Raw genomic sequence first — 18,725 nt, forward strand, 5'->3', positions numbered from 1 at the left:
ACGAGAAACCGACGATAGGCCCGTGCAATGTATTATTTCGTTGATCATTGCGTGTCGAGAATGGCCCACACATTTTTGAGGCTAGAAAAGATCCGCGTGAACTATGCCGAAAAGCATCTATAAAAACTGGGGTTACCCGCCGATTCGCTACCCATGTTCCTTTGTGCTAAAATCCTCTTTTCGTGTAATCCACGGGAGGTTGCAATGCGTATGTTTGTTATTCCAGCAATCGTGTTTTCTTATCTCACGCTCCCTGCCAATGCGACCGAGCATCAAATATTTCATACTGCGCGTATTGACGGGCACAGAACGATCAGTCTGAATCTTCTAAGCAATGATGTTGCCCGAGATCGAGATTTTGATATTGATGTAGTGATTACCATTTTGGAGAAAAACGCTAACGGGAAAATTTTGTATATCGACTGGTCAAGACATCTTGCAAGCATAAAGTGCGGTGCGCCTGCAATCGTTAAAGTTGGTGGAACCAATTATAATATCGATTACAGAGATTCTGCAGGGGTCGACTGGAAGCGCGATCTTTGGGCAGCCATTTGCAAGACACCTATGTCATGAAATATTCAGAATTGCGTAAGCCTGCAGTTTTGTGAAACCAATTTTTGTGATGCCTGGTCGGTGAGCCTGTTCGTTTTGTGCGAAGTCTGTTTTTTTTGCGGTCCAGATCCAACCTTTTTAGGGAGCGGGCTGCGGTACGCCCGCCCCCGGTACCGGCTTACTCGAAGCTCGGCGAGCCATCCATGAAGCCGCGGTCGTAAACGATCTGGTCTTCCGACACGCTGCCGATCGAGGCCGTGGCGGTGTAGTCGATGCCGCCCTGCGGAGCCGAGAAGGTCGGCGAGCCGTCATTGCCGGGGCGATCGTAGACGACCAGGTCCGGCGTGGTTGCCGGAGCGGCTGCGGTGACTTCCGCCGCGTCGAAGGCCCGCGGGGCGTAGGCGTCGACCGCTGAGGACTGGGCAAATGCACCAGTGGCGGTTGCGAGAGTCAGGCCGAGAGCGATAAAAATCTTGTTCATGGTCGTGTTCCTTGAAACGGATTGAATGTGATGAGGTTGGGAAGCTGAACGGGGCCGGCCGGGAGAAAGCTGGCCCCGCTTCAGGTGTGGTCTCAGCGAACGAAAGTCGGTGAGCCATCATTGTCGGCGCGGCCATAGATAATCTGATCATTTGACACGCTGCCGATGGAGCTGGAGGATGTGTAGTCGATACCACCCTGTGGTGCTGCGAAGTTCGGTGAGCCGTCATTTCCGGCGCGGTCGTAGCTGACCAGGTCATTGCTGACACCAACAACGTAGTTGCCGGAGCCATGGCTGGCAGGAGCCTGATAGGCGTCGAGCGCTGAGGACTGGGCAAATGCGCCGGTGGTGGTTGCGAGTGTCAGGCCGAGAGCGATAAAAATCTTGTTCATGGTCGTGTTCCTTGAAACGGATTGAATGTGATGAGGTTGGGAAGCTGAACGGGGCCGGCCGGGAGAAAGCTGGCCCCGCTTCAGGTGTGGTCTCAGCGAACGAAAGTCGGTGAGCCATCATTGTCGGCGCGGTCATAGATAACCTGTTCATTTGACACACCGCCGATGGAGCTGGTGGATGTGTAGTCGATCCCGCCCCGCGATGCTGCGAAGCTGGGTGAGCTGTCATTTCCGGCGCGGTCGTAGCTGACCAGGTCATTGCTGACACCAACGACGTAGTTGCCGGAGCCATGGCTGGCAGGAGCCTGATAGGTGTCGAGTGCAGAAGATTGGGCAAATGCGCCGGTGGCGGCTGCGAGTGTCAGGCCTAGAGTGATAAGAAATTTTTTCATGGTATGGTCCTTTCTGGGACGTTGGTTGGTTAATCATGTCTGACGGGGCGGTCACAGCTCCGCCAGTAGCTGAAAGACGGGAAGTCGACCGCTGGGGTGGCTCCACGCTTTCAGTCCTGATTGGCTTCAGTTTGAGTCTTAGATCGGCAGGGAATGCACCGATGTCACGAGCGGCCCAAGTTCGAGGCTGGGCCGCACAGATGCACTCTATTTCAGTTCGACAACCGTCAGCTTGCCCTCGACCCGGTCGGCAACGAATTCGACGTTTGCGCCTTGCTTCAGTTTGGCCAGCAAGGTGTCGTCCTTGATCTCGGAACACCATTGTCATGGCCGGCATGTCGAGATTTTTCAGTTCCTCATGGATGAGCGTGACCTTCTTGGCCTTGGTGTCGACCTTCTTGACCACGCCCTTTGTATATTCGGCTGCCAGTGCGCCCGAAGCGAGGCCGAGAGTGAGGATGGCAGCGGATGCAATTTTGAGAACTGTTTTCATATCTGTTTCCTTTGGGAGGTTGCTTTTGCCGGGATACTTTTGTTCCGGGTCCTATTTCCTGGCTACAATGACGCTGCCGTGCATTCCTGAGGCGTAGTGGCCAGGGACAAGGCAGGCGACTTTAAATGTGCCATCATTGGTGAACTTCCAGACGACTTCCCCGGATTTGCCTGGTGCCAGTCGAATTGCATTGGGATCGTCGTGTTCCATCTCCGGGAACTTCTCCATCATCGCCTTGTGCTCCATGACCTTGTCCTCTTGATCGAGGACGAATTCGTGATCCAGTTCACCTGCATTCTTGATGGCGAAGACAACGGTCTGACCCTTGCGGACCTTGAAGTTGCTCGGGGTGAAAATCATTTGGCCATCGTCGGTCTCTTTCATGGTGACCCGGATTGTCTGGGTGGCTTTGGCCTTTTTGCCAGGCTCACCGACGGCCATTGCATCGGAATGACCGTCTGAGTGTGTACCCGAAGCAAGCGCTGGAGAAGCCAGGGCTGCAAGCATGAGTGCGAAAGTTACAGTTTTCATTTATCCAGTCCTATGGTTGTTGAAAGGCACATCGTCCGGGGAGTGACCTGCATCATCACATCGGGAGTCGTGGAACTGTCCACGGCTTTGCCCGAATCAATGATCCCAGGACGCAATGCGGCTGTGAACCCGCTCGCAAAGAGCGGCGCTGCTGCCATCAGATATGGTATTTGTATGGTGTAATGGGAGTAGGAGCTATGAGCGGCGCGACGAGCAAGTTAAGCTCGAATGCGCACAATCAGACCCGCAGAACGGGTGGCCCAATTCAGATACTGGGAGGGCGGTGAAGGCCGTGAAGTTCTCGGTAAACGCCGCTTTCGTCTATGAACTCGCGGACGACCGATACGACCGGACCACCGGAGTCATCCTGAAACGTGACAAGTACGAAACCTGCACAGAAGTCATCGTTGCATTCCTGCAAGGTAAGCGTCGAATCTTCGCTGTCTGTGGTGAAGTAGCGAGCACTTTCGTCCGACATGATCGAGGCATCCACCTGATCCATCGTCTGGGATAAACTCGTTTGATGATTGTCCAATGGACCGACGTGCATAGCCATGGCAGGATTTGACAAAGAGTATCCGGCTAGCGACACGATGATCGCCAACCTGATGAGAACCAGCAGTTTTCTGCATATGGTTCGATACATCACACTCATGTCCAACATATAGCTCTAAACCGACTCGGCATCAAGCCATTGAATTTACTTATTTTATTAACGTTTTGTTAACATTTGGGAGCTTCCCATGCCATCAAAACGTGTTGTATGAAGCGGACATGATTGCAGAAAACTGTCCTTTCTGTGGCACCCTTAAAAGCCAAGAGAAAAATGCCGAAGTTAGCACTGATTTGAGCCTGACCTTGGATCATCTCCTTTTGGAAATGAAATTGGAGCCGTGTTTAACGTTAAACACCTGGCCCGAAAGGGGCACTTCATGAGCTTGAAGTTATGTGCGGTATTGATATCCATGATCACTCTGGCAAATTTCGCCGCTCAGGCCACGGAACATGTTCAAGAGACTGAAAACACAGTCGTCGCGCGGCAATTGGACATGAAATCGATGGCCGAGGCAGCGAAGCTGATCGACGGTATGTTCAAAGGCAGCCGTTCATACAATTCCGGGTTGTTCAAAGCAGCCGCAGAAACGATATATGAGATGTCTGGCAGTGCCTTGGTAGCCCACTTCGGAGGCAATCCCGTCATTGCCGGTTCAGGGGCCAGCTCGACCATCATGACCGAGCACGCAGAGTTCGCCGCATTGGCGAATGACCTTGGTGTGTATGCGAATTCCCTCGCTTCTGCTGCTGAGAGCCATCCTGATGCGTTGACCCCGGACATGCGGATGAGAGCGGGAGACGTTATAGGCCTCGGACCATTCGGCAAGAAAGTTGACCCCACCACAGAAATTTCGTCAATGCCCGCCGAACACGCCTTTCATATGATGCTTCAAACCTGCACTTCCTGCCACGCAAGATTTCGCGTGAAAACGAACTGACACCTTCTAGACGAGGTGAGAGGTGCCAGTTTTGGACAGCACCTGTGAGCCTATTTCCAGCATCGGTTGTTTGATACAGGGTGCGTGTTTGATGCGGTCATCGCGAGCACTGATGCTTGTTCAAAGCGGATCAATCGAGAATTACGGCAACACGTTGAAGCGACTTCTGGAGGCCATAATCCACTGTATCGTGGCTGCATGGTGAACCCGAATTTGATTGCCATAAGCGCACGGAATCGGCCCTGCTGGCAGGGCTCACCGCTGCACTGGGTGGGCTAAACAGGCTGACCCTCACCATCCGTTTCGAATCTCTCAGCACCCTAAATGCGTTTCGCCGGACCTACTCAGGACTGATGCGCGCCCATCCCGGTCGATCGAAAAGGAAGCGCCCGAAACCGGTCAAGCCGATAGCGAAATAGAGTATGATCGGAGTCGTCAGGGCTACAACGAAGACCGCAAGGCTGAGTGGCCCAGTTTGCGTGATCAGCCCGGTATTCATAGCTATCTCGCGAAAAACCGACATGGGAATGGTGAAAGCAAGATAGATGACAAGCGAATGCGCGCCGATCCATCGCAACCAGCCAGTATACGGCCGATCCATCAAGACCACACTGAAGGCACAAAGCGCCACCGCGCCCGCAACACCAAGCAGGAAATGCAGCGGTGGAAATGCAGCAAATCCCATGCGAGTTTCGCCCGGCATCAGTTCGAAACTTGGCAGAAACACCAAAAGTCCGTTGACAAATAACCAGGCAACAAGCGCCGCAATTCCTTTCCCCCGGTTTTCGGCTACCCAGCCCGCCACCCTGAAAATCTGCGCAGCGAATGCATAACCAATGTAGAAAAATACGAAATAGGCGGTGAATTGCGTCACAATGTAACTTGAAACGTTGATCGAAGCGATCTGCAAACCCGTCGCAACAGCAATCACAAGCCAGTGCGGAGTCCGGAATTGCCAAAGCAGCTTTGCGGCTATGGCAAACAAGCCGAGCATGTAGACAAACCACAGCACGCCATAGGGCTGGACAATGGCGCGGGCAAGATCCGCCACCATGGCGATCGGATCGCGAGCGAAAATGCCCACCTTCAAAGCGATCATGATGAATGCCCACAAAACATAGAAATACATGTAATGTACAAAACGGCGATCAGCGTATCGCTGCCAGGGACGCGCAATCACGGTCGAAAGAAACAGGCCGGAAATGAGGAAGAATTCCGGCATGCGAAAGGGCGTCGCGAACGCGATCACGTAATGAAGGAAACCGACGCTACCGGTATGTGTACCGGTGTTGTAGGCCGCATACATCATCACGACCAAGATTATCGACATGCCCTTTGCCAGATCCACCCAAGCCAAACGCTTCGAACTGGTCATTTTGGTTCCAGGGCATAGCGCGTATTCATCTCATCATGTCCGCTGCGGATTTCGTCCGGCCATGTGCTCTTGATGTAGGAAAGCACTGCGATGATTTCTGCATCGGTGAGCACTCCTTCATAGACCGGCATTGCCGAAGTGTAGTTCTTCAGATTTGCTGCGGCTACAATTCCGTACTTTGTGATCTCGAAGAGAATTTGATCCGTGTGATGCCAAGTATGGCCCGTCTCGTCATGGGGCGGCGCCGGCATCAGGCCGTCGGGACCCGGCGAACGCCAATCCTCGACTTGCCCCTCCAATTTCACACCATGGCAGGATGCGCAATTTGCGGCATACAAGGTTTTCCCTAATGCCAAGACCCGCTGGTCCTCTGGTCTAAGAAGACCCGCTCTTACTTCATCCTGTTGCACCATCACAACAATCGCGACGACTACTAACCCCGCGATTGTGGCAAAGGCCGCGACATACAAAGATTTCTTACGCATGGCCGTCTCACACCACGATCAACCGAGAGCCCGAAGGCACGCGGTTGTATAGGTCAATGATGTCCTGGTTTATCAGCCGGACGCAGCCGCTCGATACCGCCTTTCCAATCGTCCAGTATTCGGGGGAGCCATGGATACGGTAGAGCGTGTCTTCACCATTCTGGAAGATGTAGAGCGCGCGTGCACCCAAAGGGTTATCGAGCCCAGGTGGCATGCCACCATTGTCCGCGCTCCATTGCTCCAGCTCCGGTTTCCGCGCGATCATCTCCGCGGGCGGCGTCCATTTTGGCCACTGCTGCTTCCATTGTATGCGGCCCTCGCCCGACCATTCAAAGCCTTGCCGGCCAAGGCCAACCCCATAGCGCATAGCCTTGCCGCCTTCCTGGACAAGATGAAGGTAGAACGTGTTTGTGTTGACCACGACAGTCCCGACTGGGTGCGGGCCGACGTAATCGACCTGTCTACGCCAAAATTTTTCCGGTACTTTTGTCAGGTCTACCGCTGGAATGGGAAACCTTTCACCCGGCATCGGTCCGTACATGGCAAGATAGGCAGGCGGTGGCCCTTGCGGCTCTGGCGTCGTCTGCAGTGTTTCAGTTGTCGAACATCCTTGTAAGGTTAAAGCCGACAGACTTCCCACCCCCGTAATGAATTGGCGCCGGTTCATTGTTTGCCAACCTCGAAGTAAACCGCAGGTTCTTCACCGGATCGACCAGTGAATGCATATACCGTGTAGTTTGCCTCTGGGTCATCGCCCATGCCGAGTGACCCCATCGGCATGCCCGGGGTCGAAACTCCCCGGATATCGGGTCGTTCGGTCATCAGCTTTTCGACCGCCTGGATGGGCACGTGACCTTCAAGCACGTATTTGGTTTCGCCGCCGATCATCGCAGTATGGCAGGCCTCAAGATTGCCGGGCACGCCGGCCCGCGTCTTGATCGCCGTCAGGTCCTCGACGTCTGTCGTCTTGACGTGGTAGTCAGCCTGTTCCATGGCTTCAACCCAGGCTTGACAGCACCCGCACCATGGCGACTTGAACACGATGATCTGGCTGTCAGTATCGGGTGTTTCGGCGAATGCAAACGTGGCCGTTATGGAAAGCCCAATGGCAAACACGCCGGCTAATGATGTGAGAATTTTGGTCATTTAAGATGTCTTTCGTATTCGTGAGAGATTGGTCATGGCAAGCATGGCCCTCGGTTTTGGGCATGAACAGGTGAGCACCGGGGCATAGGTCCAAAGCAGCAAGCGTCACAGCATTTCCACAAATGGAGTTTCCTACGGCACCGCCAAAAGGATCAGTCCGGCACCCGCGACCATCGACAACCAGCTTGTGGATTTTATCCACTTACCCGGGTGCCCGAATCGGCTTTGCCGACGCCGCATGTTTGGATCCGAGGGATGCTGGAGGCGCCGGAGCACGGTGAAGGTTTGTGTGTTTGCCGATGCATCACAAAACCACCACCTGTCCGCCGACAGGCACCCTTTCATAAAGGTCTTCGACATGTAGATTGATCATGCGAATACAGCCGTTGGAGACTGAGCGCCCTATGGACGACGGCTGTGTCGTGCCGTGGATTCGATAGTAGGTGTCGCGCCCGTTCTTGTAGAGATAAAGCGCACGCGATCCGAGCGGATTGCCTGGACCGCCGGGGACACCTTTTGCATATTTGGCGTACTTGCCGGGTTGGCGTCGGATCATATTCTTCGTCGGCGTCCAGCTCGGCCATTTTGCCTTGCGAGCTATGCTGGCAGTCCCTTTGAAAGTAAGGCCCGCTTTGCCAACGCCCACGCCGTAGCGGCGCGCGATTCCATTGCTCAACTGCAAGTAGAGAAAGTGGTTGCGGGGGTCGACAATAACCGTGCCGGGCGAATATCCCGAGAACGCCACTGATTGTGGCTCGAACTTCGGATCCAGCTTGAACGGTTTTACATGCGCGTGCGTCTGGGATGCCGGCATCAATGCCAAAGCAGCAAAGCCCAACATAAATTTTCGTTTGGAGATCATGACTACCTCGTGACTGATCAAATTCCGGAAGCGCCCGTTGGCGCGGCTATCCGTGATCAGGACACGATGGGGGGTCTCATGAGGTGGACTTCGACCGAAGACGTGGGCAAAACCGGATATGTACTTACTTTCACCGGGCCTGTCCACCGGAGATCTGAAACCACATGGGGCGCAAGGTAATGGCAGTCCATGCCACAATTCATGTGCCCATGGCCCATCATGCTGTCGGTCTTGTCGCAGCAGTTCATCATGACGGCCTCGGGTAGGCTTTGCATGGTCATCATTTGGCCAACTGCATCTGCAGTTTGCGCACCCTGCGTCGAGGCCACGAGTGCACCGTTTGTAAACAGCAAGAAAACAATCGAAATGATGAAACTGCGCATATCTACCCAATTACCCGAAAACGTTAAAGAAAACCACAAGAACGTGACCATCACGCAACCGTGAACCAGGTCGTCATGCCTGCAGTAGCATGTTCAAGCATGTAGCAATGGCAGAACCATTTCCCTGGATAGTTGGCGACAGAGGCTATTTCCGTCGTCTGCTCGGGTCTCATCCGACGACGGAAACTGAACCTCAGAAACAAAAAACTCTGCCCTGATGATGGAACGGTGTCTATTGATCATCATTCTTCAGGTTCCAGAAGATGCGTTACCTTAGTGTGAAGCCAAACTTGCGCAGTTCCAACGCGCCTTCGCGAGAGAACTCTCGCATCGGGCGCCCATACCAATAAACATATCACCAAGGTCTTCTCTCACCTGTATTCCCGGCCGACGTCTGAACAGAACGCGGATTGCCGTGATTACAGATCCCGGTAATCGACCTAACGATCTTTGTTTCGGTCGTCCATTTGCCACTGATAGCGGTTCCACCTACAGGAAGGTCAAGCCAGAAAACTCCCGATCGCTCTACCCATAAAGTCGATAGGGGGTCAGCAAAACCATCAGAAGGCCAACTACATTCGTCCCGAATTCTGAACTGCTTCGTTCGTGTTGGCCACGTCATGCAGAATGAGACAATCAACGGAGACCCCTTCATCAGACGGACTGCGAGATAGTAGGTAAACTGCGAGCCAACGACTCAAGCGGAAGAGTTGATCCACTGCATGCGGTTGTCCTCAGCGGTTTCATGCGGAGTTGCCTCCAAAGGAACCAGTATCGAGACGCACAACCCACCCTCCTCCCGATTGGCCAGCCAGATGTCGCCGCCATGGGCCGTGATGATTGTACGTGCAATTGACAGACCAAGCCCGTGCCCACCGGTTTCCAATGATCTCGATTCTTCGAGCCTGAAAAACGGATCGAAAACCCGTTCAAGCTCGGTTTCCGGGATGCCCGGTCCGTCATCTTCGACCGTAATCATGAGATGGCCGTCACGAACTGAATATGCCACGTGTGCGTTTCCACTGTAACGCACGGCGTTTTCGATCACGTTGCGAAGCGCTCGGCGCATTGCGGTCGGGCGGATGCGAACACATATTGGCGGGCCGCTATCCAGGAGGAAGGGAACTGGGGAGCCCGTTCTCAGGTCTTCGAGCAGGGCGCCAATGTCGACAGATTGAGAGGCCTCGGATGCGGACATCCCGCGGGCGAAGGTTAGCGTCTCCTCGACCATGGTCTGCATTTCCTCGACCGAGGTCACCAGACTGTTTCGTGTTTCCTCGTCGTCGACCATCTCGGCACGAACACGAATTGCCGTAAGCGGAGACCTGAGATCGTGTCCCAACGAAGCCAGCAAACGTGTTCGGTCGGCCACAAACCGGGTCAGGCGATCCTGCATTCTGTTGAAGGTCGAGGTAAGTTCCCGGACTTCGCTCGGGCCCACGGCGGGCAATTCAGAAATCTCTTCGCCCCGTCCCAGCCTGTCCACCGCGCCGACCAGCCGCCTCAACGGACCGGTAAAGCGTGTCATGAGAAACCAGAAAACAGCGATCAGGATAATCGTCGCGGTCAGAATAAATGTCAGCATGGAGTAAAACGGCCACTGGAAGGGCGGGCGCTCGAACCGTGTGCCGACATTGAGCCAACGTCCGTCAGAAAGCGCGATAGACAGGTTCATTTCAAGCGCAAAGACCGCGCCATGCATCATTTTCCGATGCATCTCAGCCATTTCAGCTGAAAGGTGCGGCATTGGCAGGATTTGGCCCTCGATTGCATGCAATTCGACACGGATGTCACCGCTGTAACTGCCACCCAGAAGCGCACGCACTCGGGATTCGATCAGACCACCATCCGAGCCGTCTGAATTTCCGGCTGTCGCTTCACCCGACAGGTCAAATCGGACAAGCGGAGAATTGGCCGCGCGCAGGATCGAGTCCTGGAGATTGTCCGGCGCCTCTTCAATCAGTCTCGCCACGTTTGCGGCGCGGCCTGCGGCTTCGAAGCCGAGCGCAGCCCGAACCGCGAGGCTCCTCTCATCGACAAACAACCACAGGCTCACGACTTGTGCGGCGACAAGCGCGGCGACAACAAGAAGCACGAGTTGAGCCCTGAGGCTTGTCAACGGCCCCCAACTCAACCCAACACCTCCACGTCCGCCGACAGGCAATAGCCGCCGTTTCTGACGGTCGCAATGATCTTTGGCTGAAGAATATCGGGTTCGATCTTGCGCCTGAGGCGGCTGATCTGGTTGTCGATGGTGCGGTCCAACGGCCCGGCTGAACGGCCAGCCGTGAGGTCCAGAAGCTGCTCGCGGCTCAGAACCACTCGCGCGCGCTCCAGCAGTACGATCAGCAGCTTGAAGTCTGCGCTCGTCAAGCGCGTTTCGTTTCCGGATTCGTCCGCCAGCACCCGGCTGTCGGAATCAAGCACGAGGTGGGCAAAACGAAGCCGCTTTCCCGCGAAGCCGCCCGCAAGCTTTTCCTTCCGTTCCGAACGTCGAAGAACCGCCTTGATCCGGGCCAGCAACTCCCGCGGATTGAACGGTTTCGCAAGATAGTCATCGGCTCCGATTTCGAGCCCGACGATCCGGTCCGTGTCATCGCCCAGCGCTGTCAGCATGATGATTGGCAACGCGCGCTCGGCGGACAGCCGCTGGCACAGGGAAAGGCCGCTTTCGCCGGGCATCATGACATCCAGCACCATCAAGTCATAATTGCCGATGGCAAGTTTTGCTTCGGCATCATGCGCATCCCTGGCGGTGCCGGCGCGCATGCCGTTCTTCTCAAGAAAGCGCTTTACGCTTTCACGGATTTCCTTGTGATCGTCGACGACGAGAATGTGCGGAGCATCGGACATGAGCTCTTCTATCGAAAACCGACACAATGCGTCAGTGATTGTTTTGTCACCGAATGTAACAGAACCCGCATCCTGCGACATGCCGGTACAAACCGGTGGATGCAATCCATTCAGATTGGGTTCTTTATGCCCATATACTGAATGTGCAACCAACCAGGAGATTGTAAGATGTACAAGTTCACGACCATCGCAACAGCGCTGCTCATTTCGGCCGCTTTGCCAACATTCGCCCTCGCCGATTCCGATCATGGCCATGGCCAACGACAAGCAACGTCGAATTCCGGTTCTGCAGCGGCCATGGCGGGTGGCAACGCCAACATGATGCAAGGAATGATGGGCGGCGAAATGGGATCCATGATGCGCATGATGAAGATGATGCACGGTGGACAATCGGGCATGATGGGCATGGATGGCGAAACCGGCGGCATGGGCGCGGGAATGATGGGCATGGGCGGATCGATGATGGGTGACACCGACCATATGCAACGCTTGTTCGACGCCAATGACGACGGAACAGTCTCGCCCGAGGAACTTCGCACTGGTCTGCTTGACGAGCTGAAAACCTACGACGCAGACGGCAATGGAATGCTGTCGCTCGCCGAATTCGAAACGCTTCACGCCGCCCATATCAGGGAACATACGGTCGACCGCTTTCAAGCCTTTGACGCGGATGGAGACGGGCAAGTCACTTCCGAGGAATTTGCAGCGCCCGCAGACAGGATGAAGCGGATGATGATGATGCGTTCGGGCAATATGCCAGGTCAGGACGGCGGCATGATGGACGGCGAGCAACCGGGGAGCATGATGCAGAACGACGCGCAGAGCGAAACAAAACAGGACAATTGAGCGTTGTGTCGATTGAACGAACAAGTGGCGGAGGCAACGCCTTCGCCACTTCATAACAAGGGATTGAATGAATGATGAACGGATATGGCATGGGATTCGGCGGGCTTTGGATGATTCTGATCCTGGTCCTTGTCGGCCTCGCGATCGCCGCGCTGATCAAGTATCTGAGAAAATGAAGCCTGTGCGAAAGGATAGCAATCAGATGAACTACACTATAGACAAAATATTTCCCGGGGCTGATATCGAAGATATCGACGCCCGCACGCGTGCTGCCTTGGCTGCAGCCGGCTTTGGGGTCCTGACCGAAATCGACGTCAAGGCGACAATGAAGAAGAAAATTGACAAGAACCTGCCGGGGTATCGCATCCTTGGTGCCTGCAATCCGAACATGGCCTGGCAGGCCATCGGCATGGAGCCGAAAGTCGGGGCCATGCTTCCGTGCAACGTGATTGTGCGGGAGACAGCCGAAGGTGTGGAAGTGTCGGCGGTCGATCCGGTGATCTCGATGACCGGGATCAACAATCAGGAGCTCGGCGAAGTCGCCGGCCAGGTCCGGAAGATGCTTCAGGAGGTTGTTTCAGCGATTTGATCTTTCATGCCGAAGTCCGCGAAACGAAACCGTACACATTCACATGCAAGCGGGACTAAAAGGTTTGGTCACGCTTGCACACATTCAGGTCGGCCTCGACTTGCACTCCTGCTACGTCAGTCGCGTACCCATCCACGCGTTTCAAATTTTCGTTACCCACGCAGATGAACAAATCTGCTACGCTGTTTACATGAAAAGCAACATCGCGCTCTCAACGGCGACGGCTGCGCCAGCTCTCCGATCCACAAGGGACAGAGATGAATTTGTTTCAAAAGCTGCTCAACACTTCGATCTTGCTCGCATTGGCCGTGTCTATGACAGCTTGCGTATCGACGGTTCTTGATGTCGACAACAAGGCAAATCAACCGATTGCCGCCAACCTCGTCAGCGATATGAAAAAACGCAAGATGACCCCGGCTGATCCCATACTGGTCCGGATCTTCAAGGATGAGAGCGAGCTCGAGATCTGGAAACGTGACCGTACTGGGCGTTACGCGCTTTTGAAGACCTTTCCCATGTGTCGCTGGTCCGGCAAGCTCGGCCCAAAGACCAAGGAAGGAGATCGGCAAGCTCCAGAAGGGTTTTACCATGTCTCCGCCGGTATGCTGAATCCCAACTCACAATATTATCTCTCTTTCAATCTCGGCTACCCAAACAAGCTGGAAAGCGCACTCGGCTACACCGGCGACGCCTTGATGGTTCATGGCGCCTGTACATCGGCAGGATGCTACGCGCTCACGGACGCTGGCGTCGCGCAAATCTATGCGATCGTGCGTGAAGCCATCAGGAGCGGACAGTCTTCCTTTCAGGTGCAGGCTTTTCCATTCCGGATGACGCCCGAGAACATGGCGCGAAATCGAAATGATCCTAATTTCGATTTTTGGACAAACCTGAAACAGGGCTATGACATTTTGGAGGTCACAGGCCGGCAACCCCAGTTGTCCTATTGCGGCAGACGGTATGTCTTCGACGCGACCTTTGAGGGTGGAAATCCTCGCAACCCGCTTGCTTCATGTCCACCGCTGCTGAGCGCGGAGAACGATGTCGTAGCTGCTCGGCGCGTTTCAGATGAACGCAAGATGGAAGCAATACTTGCCTCCGGGACGGTTATATCGGCCCATGCATATTCGGATGGCGGCATGCATCCAAGCTTCCGAAAGCTTCTCAAAAGCCGCGGCGCAGAGGTGCTTGCCCAGACAGCATCATTGAAAAACGTGCCGGTCAGTCGACCGGATGCTGCACTGGCGGATCCCCACACGCCCGGAGAATGACATTCTCAGCGCGGGATACCGCTTTAACGTGAGACGCGTTTCAGTGCCGTCGACCCAGGGCCATCCATGAACGTTATTGGTAGTTTGCTGCAGATCACGCAGTGAGGGAGAACCACGTGTGGTTCGACGCCTTCCTAATTGGGCAATGCCATGATGCCTGTACAGGTGGACAACTCTGGGATGCTCCCAAACGAAATCCAATGAGCACAAAATTTTACAACACCGAACTCTGGTTGCCGTGTGACCTGGCTCACATACGCTTTATGTTTGTCTTTCTTACCAGCGAAAACCAGGAATGCGGCTTGAACGTTCTGCAGGGCTCGGCCGCGGCTGGCTTGCGGGCATACACCACAACGTGTCGCAAATTGCAGGCCGGTAAACATCATAGCCTTGATACCAACTTGACCCATGTCAATGAAGGCATGGGATTCGATGTGATAATAATGACGCTCAGTAGGGATTTGATAACGTGCAAATACATCGAAATCGCAGTCTGCAAGGAAGCCAGCTCAGCTGGCAAGCCCTGACGCTTGCGGTCGTCGTGGCTCTGTATTTCTCCGCCATTTCCCTGCACCAAACTCATGCCAGTGAGTTCTCCGGCATGCAGACGGTTGTAGTTACGACGCACGTGCCTGACTCTGGAAACACCACACGTGATATGTCGTCGCAAGCATCACAGTGCACTGATCAAATGCATTGCCATTCCGCGGCGATCTTGCCGTGCGAAGTGGGGAGCCATAAAGGTGGCGCGGTCGGCCAAATCTTTTCCACCCAGGCATTCACAAAGCAACAGTTTTCCCCGTTTCCTGCCCCCCTCCCAAAATTTCCTGACGCGACGAATTCGTTCTTCCGGCTGAGCTTGTTCCAGCGGCGTGAGTTGAGGTGTCTGCCACTTTTGGCAGTTCAACTTTTCCCACGCGAGCATGGCGGCGAACGGAATGGCATTAGATATTTGGGGTAGAGTCTAAACGCTCACCAACCCCTGTTCGCCATCCCCAGTCACCTGCTTTGGACCAGGCCCGATTCGGACATAACCGAAAACGGCGAAGGCGCATTCAATATTGCGCATGGAGCATGCAATGGAATCCATAATCTATTTTCTCTTTTGGGCCGGCCTCATATTCATCATGATGAGGTTTGGCTGTGGCTCTCACGTCATGGGTCACGGCAAGTCAGGAGCAAGCCGCGGCGAGCCCAGCGGCTCGGCGAGCGATGCTCGCTGGACTGCCCCGGAGACTGACACTGACCCCGTGTGCGGAATTACCGTTCAGACCCGAACCGCAAAATCGGCCGTCCATGACGGCCACGTCTACTACTTCTGCTCTCGGGAATGCCGCGAGCGCTTCGAGGCCGCGCCAGATTCCTACCTCGCTGCAGCTGTTCCAGCCAGCCTAGACATGAGGGAGCAAGCTGATCGCTAATCTGACCAGATCTGATCAACCTCACCGGGCAGGCGTGCCTCTGTCCGTGAACCGTCCACCACATATCCCAGTCGCAGTACTCGGCATGAGCTTGGGCATTTTTCTCGTGGTGACGTTTGCGCTGTGTGTCGGCTTCGATCTCATCTTCCCCGGACAGGCCATGTACCAGACGTGGCTGAAACTGCTTCCCGGTTTCTCTTGGTTGACTTGGTCAAGCTTTCTGCTCGGCGGAGTGGAGGCCTTTGCCTATGGCTGGTTCGTCGCGCTGATATTCGCGCCGCTATTCAATTATTTCTCTGCCCGTTGGGCACGTTGATGCAAAGCACAACAAAAGGAACTCAACTATGACGTCACCCTTGAAGCTCTCTCTTTCGGCAATCCTCGCCGTTCTCCTGACTTCGGCATCAGCGACGGCCGCGACGGTCTACATTGCTGATGGCAGCGCGGATCAAATCATCGTCGTCGATACAGACACTGGCACGGTCGAACGCAGGATCACCGGCCTGGATGCCATTCACGGCCTTTCTGGTGCACCTGGTGTTCGGTATCTCGTCGCCGGTAGCTATTCTGAGGTCGAAGGCACCGAGGCCCCGGCACTCGCTAAGCCAGAAGGCGTGTCGGAGGACGAACATGCAGCCCATCACGCCAAACCCGCAGCGGGGGCGATGCCCAAGGATGCCGCGATCAGTATTCTTACTATCCTCGACTCAAAGTCTGGTGAGATACTGCGTCGGATCGAAGTGCCCGGCGCGGTCCATCATACTGCTGTTTCGCCCGACGGTCGTTACGCTGCAGCTACTCATCCATCAGGTGACGGGATAAGCATAATCGATCTCGAAACCTTGGTTTTCAAGGCCTTTGTTCCAACTGGATCGGCACCGAATTATGCCGTATTTTCCGAAGACAGCGCTTCGGTTTTCGTAACGAATTCAGGCAACGGCACAATCAGTGAAGTCGATGTCGAGAAGGGATTTGTCAGACGCAATTTGCTTGTTGGTACAGCTCCCGAGCATGTGGTCATCTCCGACGACGGGGCAACGCTATATGTGGCCGACGCAGATATCGGCAAAATCCATGAGATTGCTGTGTCCGATGGTGCCATTCTACGCTCATTCGAGATTGGAGGAGAGTTGCACGGGCTCGACTTGTCGGACGACGGGAGCACGCTCTTCGTCAGCGGAAAGAGCGAAGACAAGCTTGTCGCGATCGATCTGCAATCCGGTGCGATGCGGACCGCTTCATTGTCGCCCGCTCCGTATCATCTGACAACGATCGACGGCACTGGCAAGATTTACGTATCGAGCCGCGACGAACCCAAGATTTGGATCATCAACCAGATCGATCTCGCGGTTATCGGCGAAATCGCAGTTTCCGGCGAGGGCCATCAGATGGTTGTGCTGCCTTAATCCCTCATAAGGCCGTGCTCAGGATAACATCCGAATTGGAGGGCCGCCCGATCTTCAGTACGGGCGGTGAATTCCTGACTAAGTGACGACCCGAACTAGCAACGAGCCAGAAGGCTGGATGGCGAAAGACATTGCGGATCGGAGCGTGAGGATGCTGACAACGTCACCTGCCTACCCCACACAAAGCCAGTTATCGCAAACACGGACAATGTCATACTGAAATCTATGACAGGGGCCAGATTAAAAGGCGCGACACCGATCAATTCTTCAACGACGTCATTGCCTATACGTTCGTTTGTTTTCGACGCTCGGAAAGGGCGCCGTATCCAAGCGTCGAGCAGGATGCGATGTGCATAACTGAGTGAACAAATTACCATCACCAGCCCAGAATTGGCCTACACCATGGGTTTTGTGCGTCGTACACAAACCCAAACACGACTACCTCAAAAGGAAATTGTATTGCTTCATCGCAGAACTCACCTTCTTGGATATTTTTCATCATGATGACGATTTACGATTTGATTGCAGTGTTCCTTGTGCTGACGGCAACGTTCGCTTGGATCAATCACCGCCTCATTCGTCTGCCGCACACGATCGGCCTGCTCGTCATGGGACTGGTAGCGTCGCTCGGTCTAATTTGTGTCGAACTCATTTTTCCCGGAGTGCTTCCATACGAAAATCTCGCAGGGATCATCCGGCAAATCGACTTTCAGAAAACGGTGCTGGACGGCATGCTAGCATTTCTGTTGTTTGCGGGCGCTTTGCATGTCGATCTCGGTCAGCTGCGTGACCGTGCCTGGGTTGTTGGCTCGATGGCAACGGTGGGGGTCTTGGTCTCCACAGGGATTATCGGTGTCGGCTTCTGGTTTGCAGCAGGGGCGCTTGGCGTTCCCATTGCCCTTTCGTGGGCCTTGGTGTTTGGCGCACTTATCAGTCCAACCGATCCGGTGGCGGTCCTGTCAACTCTTAAGACAGTTCGTGTTCCCGAGATACTCAAGGCAGAAATGATCGGCGAATCGCTGTTCAACGTTGGAGTCGGAGTCGTAATATTTACCGTCCTCATGGCGACCGCAATCGGAGCCGGCGGCGGCGGTGTCGATGTCATTGAGATCAGCGAACTTTTCTTCATCGAGGCATTGGGAGGCGCTGTGCTCGGGCTTGCCACCGGCTACATTGCCTACAGGGCAATGCGTGCGATCGACGATTATCCGATCGAAGTCCTGATCTCGCTTGCGCTGGTAGCCGGCACTTATACACTTGCGGCCAAACTGCAAATGAGCGGTCCCATTGCAGTCGTCGTGGCGGGTGTGCTTATTGGCAATCGCGGCCCACAAGATGCGATGAGCGACCAGACAGAGCAGTATCTCTTCGGGTTCTGGACGCTCATCGATGAGATACTCAATTCGGTGCTTTTTCTTCTTATCGGCCTTGAAGTACTCGTTCTCCGCCTCGACCCGTCTTTCAGTTGGTTGGTCGCGTTGGCGGTACCACTCGTCCTGTGCGCTCGCCTGCTAGCCGTAGCCATTCCGGTGATTGCATTGAGTACGAATTATACTTTCATACGGGGTACAATTCCTGTTCTGACATGGGGAGGGTTGCGGGGTGGCATTTCCATTGCACTCGCGCTTTCAATTCCGGAGGTCGCCGAAAAATCCGTCATTCTCGCCGCCACATATGCACTCGTTCTCTTTACCGTCGTCATTCAAGGCTTGAGCCTACGCGCTGTTGTCGAGCGCGTCGTAAAATGACTAGGC

General features: G+C 54.6%; 23 protein-coding genes and 1 pseudogene. 10 read left to right on the plus strand and 14 right to left on the minus strand.

The window, feature by feature from the left end; all coding sequences use genetic code 11:
* Positions 1 to 204: 204 nt before the first annotated feature.
* Positions 205 to 573, plus strand: a complete 369-nt coding sequence (locus OEG84_RS24660) for a hypothetical protein (protein ID WP_267656538.1) — start codon at positions 205 to 207, stop codon at positions 571 to 573.
* Between the two features lie 157 nt (positions 574 to 730).
* Here OEG84_RS24660 and OEG84_RS24665 read toward each other — a convergent pair whose 3' ends face one another.
* From OEG84_RS24665 to OEG84_RS24690, 6 genes and pseudogenes are all read right to left on the minus strand, one after another.
* Positions 731 to 1,033, minus strand: a complete 303-nt coding sequence (locus OEG84_RS24665; RefSeq protein ID WP_267656539.1) for a hypothetical protein — start codon at positions 1,031 to 1,033, stop codon at positions 731 to 733.
* 92 nt (positions 1,034 to 1,125) lie between these two features.
* Positions 1,126 to 1,425 carry a hypothetical protein gene (locus tag OEG84_RS24670; RefSeq protein WP_267656540.1) on the minus strand — a complete coding sequence of 100 codons (300 nt, stop codon included), beginning with the start codon at positions 1,423 to 1,425 and terminating at the stop codon, positions 1,126 to 1,128.
* A gap of 92 nt (positions 1,426 to 1,517) precedes the next feature.
* Complete coding sequence (locus OEG84_RS24675; RefSeq protein ID WP_267656541.1) at positions 1,518 to 1,817, minus strand: hypothetical protein; 300 nt, start codon at positions 1,815 to 1,817, stop codon at positions 1,518 to 1,520.
* Between the two features lie 207 nt (positions 1,818 to 2,024).
* Positions 2,025 to 2,310, minus strand: a pseudogene (locus tag OEG84_RS24680) (copper-binding protein).
* 51 nt (positions 2,311 to 2,361) lie between these two features.
* Positions 2,362 to 2,841 (minus strand): cupredoxin domain-containing protein, encoded by a 480-nt coding sequence (locus OEG84_RS24685; protein ID WP_267656543.1) that lies wholly within the window; start codon positions 2,839 to 2,841, stop codon positions 2,362 to 2,364.
* Positions 2,842 to 3,106: 265 nt separating this feature from the next.
* Positions 3,107 to 3,445 carry a hypothetical protein gene (locus tag OEG84_RS24690; protein ID WP_267656544.1) on the minus strand — a complete coding sequence of 113 codons (339 nt, stop codon included), beginning with the start codon at positions 3,443 to 3,445 and terminating at the stop codon, positions 3,107 to 3,109.
* 328 nt (positions 3,446 to 3,773) lie between these two features.
* On the opposite strand from OEG84_RS24690, the gene OEG84_RS24695 reads away from it, so the two are divergent.
* Positions 3,774 to 4,334 (plus strand): cytochrome c, encoded by a 561-nt coding sequence (locus tag OEG84_RS24695; RefSeq protein ID WP_267656546.1) that lies wholly within the window; start codon positions 3,774 to 3,776, stop codon positions 4,332 to 4,334.
* 340 nt (positions 4,335 to 4,674) lie between these two features.
* Here OEG84_RS24695 and OEG84_RS24700 read toward each other — a convergent pair whose 3' ends face one another.
* The 5 genes from OEG84_RS24700 to OEG84_RS24720 all read right to left on the minus strand — a co-directional run bounded on the left by OEG84_RS24700 (position 4,675) and on the right by OEG84_RS24720 (position 8,154).
* On the minus strand, positions 4,675 to 5,709 hold the full coding sequence (locus tag OEG84_RS24700) for an acyltransferase family protein (RefSeq protein ID WP_267656547.1): 1,035 nt from the start codon (positions 5,707 to 5,709) through the stop codon (positions 4,675 to 4,677).
* Positions 5,706 to 6,194 carry a c-type cytochrome gene (locus tag OEG84_RS24705; RefSeq protein WP_267656548.1) on the minus strand — a complete coding sequence of 163 codons (489 nt, stop codon included), beginning with the start codon at positions 6,192 to 6,194 and terminating at the stop codon, positions 5,706 to 5,708. Before OEG84_RS24705 ends, OEG84_RS24700 begins: the two co-directional genes overlap by 4 nt.
* Positions 6,195 to 6,201: 7 nt before the next feature.
* Entirely contained in the window at positions 6,202 to 6,861 is a 660-nt protein-coding gene (locus tag OEG84_RS24710; RefSeq protein WP_473413825.1) for a L,D-transpeptidase, read from the minus strand.
* On the minus strand, positions 6,858 to 7,340 hold the full coding sequence (locus tag OEG84_RS24715; RefSeq protein WP_267656550.1) for a DUF411 domain-containing protein: 483 nt from the start codon (positions 7,338 to 7,340) through the stop codon (positions 6,858 to 6,860). Before OEG84_RS24715 ends, OEG84_RS24710 begins: the two co-directional genes overlap by 4 nt.
* Before the next feature lie 304 nt (positions 7,341 to 7,644).
* Positions 7,645 to 8,154, minus strand: coding sequence for a L,D-transpeptidase (locus OEG84_RS24720; protein ID WP_267656604.1), 510 nt, complete (start codon positions 8,152 to 8,154; stop codon positions 7,645 to 7,647).
* Positions 8,155 to 8,391: 237 nt separating this feature from the next.
* Here OEG84_RS24720 and OEG84_RS24725 point away from each other — a divergent pair, with 237 nt between their 5' ends.
* Positions 8,392 to 8,649, plus strand: a complete 258-nt coding sequence (locus OEG84_RS24725) for a hypothetical protein (RefSeq protein WP_267656551.1) — start codon at positions 8,392 to 8,394, stop codon at positions 8,647 to 8,649.
* Here the strand turns inward: OEG84_RS24725 and OEG84_RS25570 are convergent.
* From OEG84_RS25570 to OEG84_RS24735, 3 genes are all read right to left on the minus strand, one after another.
* Positions 8,636 to 8,758 carry a multicopper oxidase domain-containing protein gene (locus OEG84_RS25570; protein WP_425602937.1) on the minus strand — a complete coding sequence of 41 codons (123 nt, stop codon included), beginning with the start codon at positions 8,756 to 8,758 and terminating at the stop codon, positions 8,636 to 8,638. The genes OEG84_RS24725 and OEG84_RS25570 overlap by 14 nt on opposite strands.
* Before the next feature lie 524 nt (positions 8,759 to 9,282).
* Positions 9,283 to 10,680 (minus strand): ATP-binding protein, encoded by a 1,398-nt coding sequence (locus OEG84_RS24730; protein ID WP_267656552.1) that lies wholly within the window; start codon positions 10,678 to 10,680, stop codon positions 9,283 to 9,285.
* A gap of 35 nt (positions 10,681 to 10,715) precedes the next feature.
* Positions 10,716 to 11,693, minus strand: a complete 978-nt coding sequence (locus tag OEG84_RS24735; protein ID WP_324288273.1) for a response regulator — start codon at positions 11,691 to 11,693, stop codon at positions 10,716 to 10,718.
* Positions 11,694 to 11,735: 42 nt separating this feature from the next.
* Between OEG84_RS24735 and OEG84_RS24740 the strand changes: the two genes are divergently transcribed.
* The 7 genes from OEG84_RS24740 to OEG84_RS24770 all read left to right on the plus strand — a co-directional run bounded on the left by OEG84_RS24740 (position 11,736) and on the right by OEG84_RS24770 (position 18,719).
* A complete protein-coding gene (locus OEG84_RS24740; protein WP_267656553.1) occupies positions 11,736 to 12,284 on the plus strand; it encodes an EF-hand domain-containing protein in 549 nt (182 codons plus the stop codon).
* A gap of 202 nt (positions 12,285 to 12,486) precedes the next feature.
* Positions 12,487 to 12,873, plus strand: a complete 387-nt coding sequence (locus tag OEG84_RS24745) for a DUF302 domain-containing protein (protein WP_035521382.1) — start codon at positions 12,487 to 12,489, stop codon at positions 12,871 to 12,873.
* A 257-nt stretch (positions 12,874 to 13,130) separates the two neighbouring features.
* Positions 13,131 to 14,144 (plus strand): L,D-transpeptidase family protein, encoded by a 1,014-nt coding sequence (locus tag OEG84_RS24750; protein WP_267656558.1) that lies wholly within the window; start codon positions 13,131 to 13,133, stop codon positions 14,142 to 14,144.
* A 1,079-nt stretch (positions 14,145 to 15,223) separates the two neighbouring features.
* Positions 15,224 to 15,565, plus strand: coding sequence for a YHS domain-containing protein (locus OEG84_RS24755; RefSeq protein WP_267656559.1), 342 nt, complete (start codon positions 15,224 to 15,226; stop codon positions 15,563 to 15,565).
* A gap of 85 nt (positions 15,566 to 15,650) precedes the next feature.
* Positions 15,651 to 15,881 carry a DUF5676 family membrane protein gene (locus tag OEG84_RS24760; RefSeq protein WP_035521376.1) on the plus strand — a complete coding sequence of 77 codons (231 nt, stop codon included), beginning with the start codon at positions 15,651 to 15,653 and terminating at the stop codon, positions 15,879 to 15,881.
* 28 nt (positions 15,882 to 15,909) lie between these two features.
* A complete protein-coding gene (locus OEG84_RS24765) occupies positions 15,910 to 16,971 on the plus strand; it encodes a YncE family protein (RefSeq protein WP_267656560.1) in 1,062 nt (353 codons plus the stop codon).
* Between the two features lie 503 nt (positions 16,972 to 17,474).
* The gene (locus OEG84_RS24770) at positions 17,475 to 18,719 is read left to right on the plus strand and encodes a cation:proton antiporter (protein ID WP_267656605.1); all 1,245 of its coding nucleotides are present in this window, start codon (positions 17,475 to 17,477) and stop codon (positions 18,717 to 18,719) included.
* The last annotated feature ends 6 nt before the right edge of the window (positions 18,720 to 18,725 follow it).

The sequence above is a fragment of the Hoeflea algicola genome, from assembly GCF_026619415.1.
Lineage (GTDB): Bacteria > Pseudomonadota > Alphaproteobacteria > Rhizobiales > Rhizobiaceae > Hoeflea > Hoeflea algicola.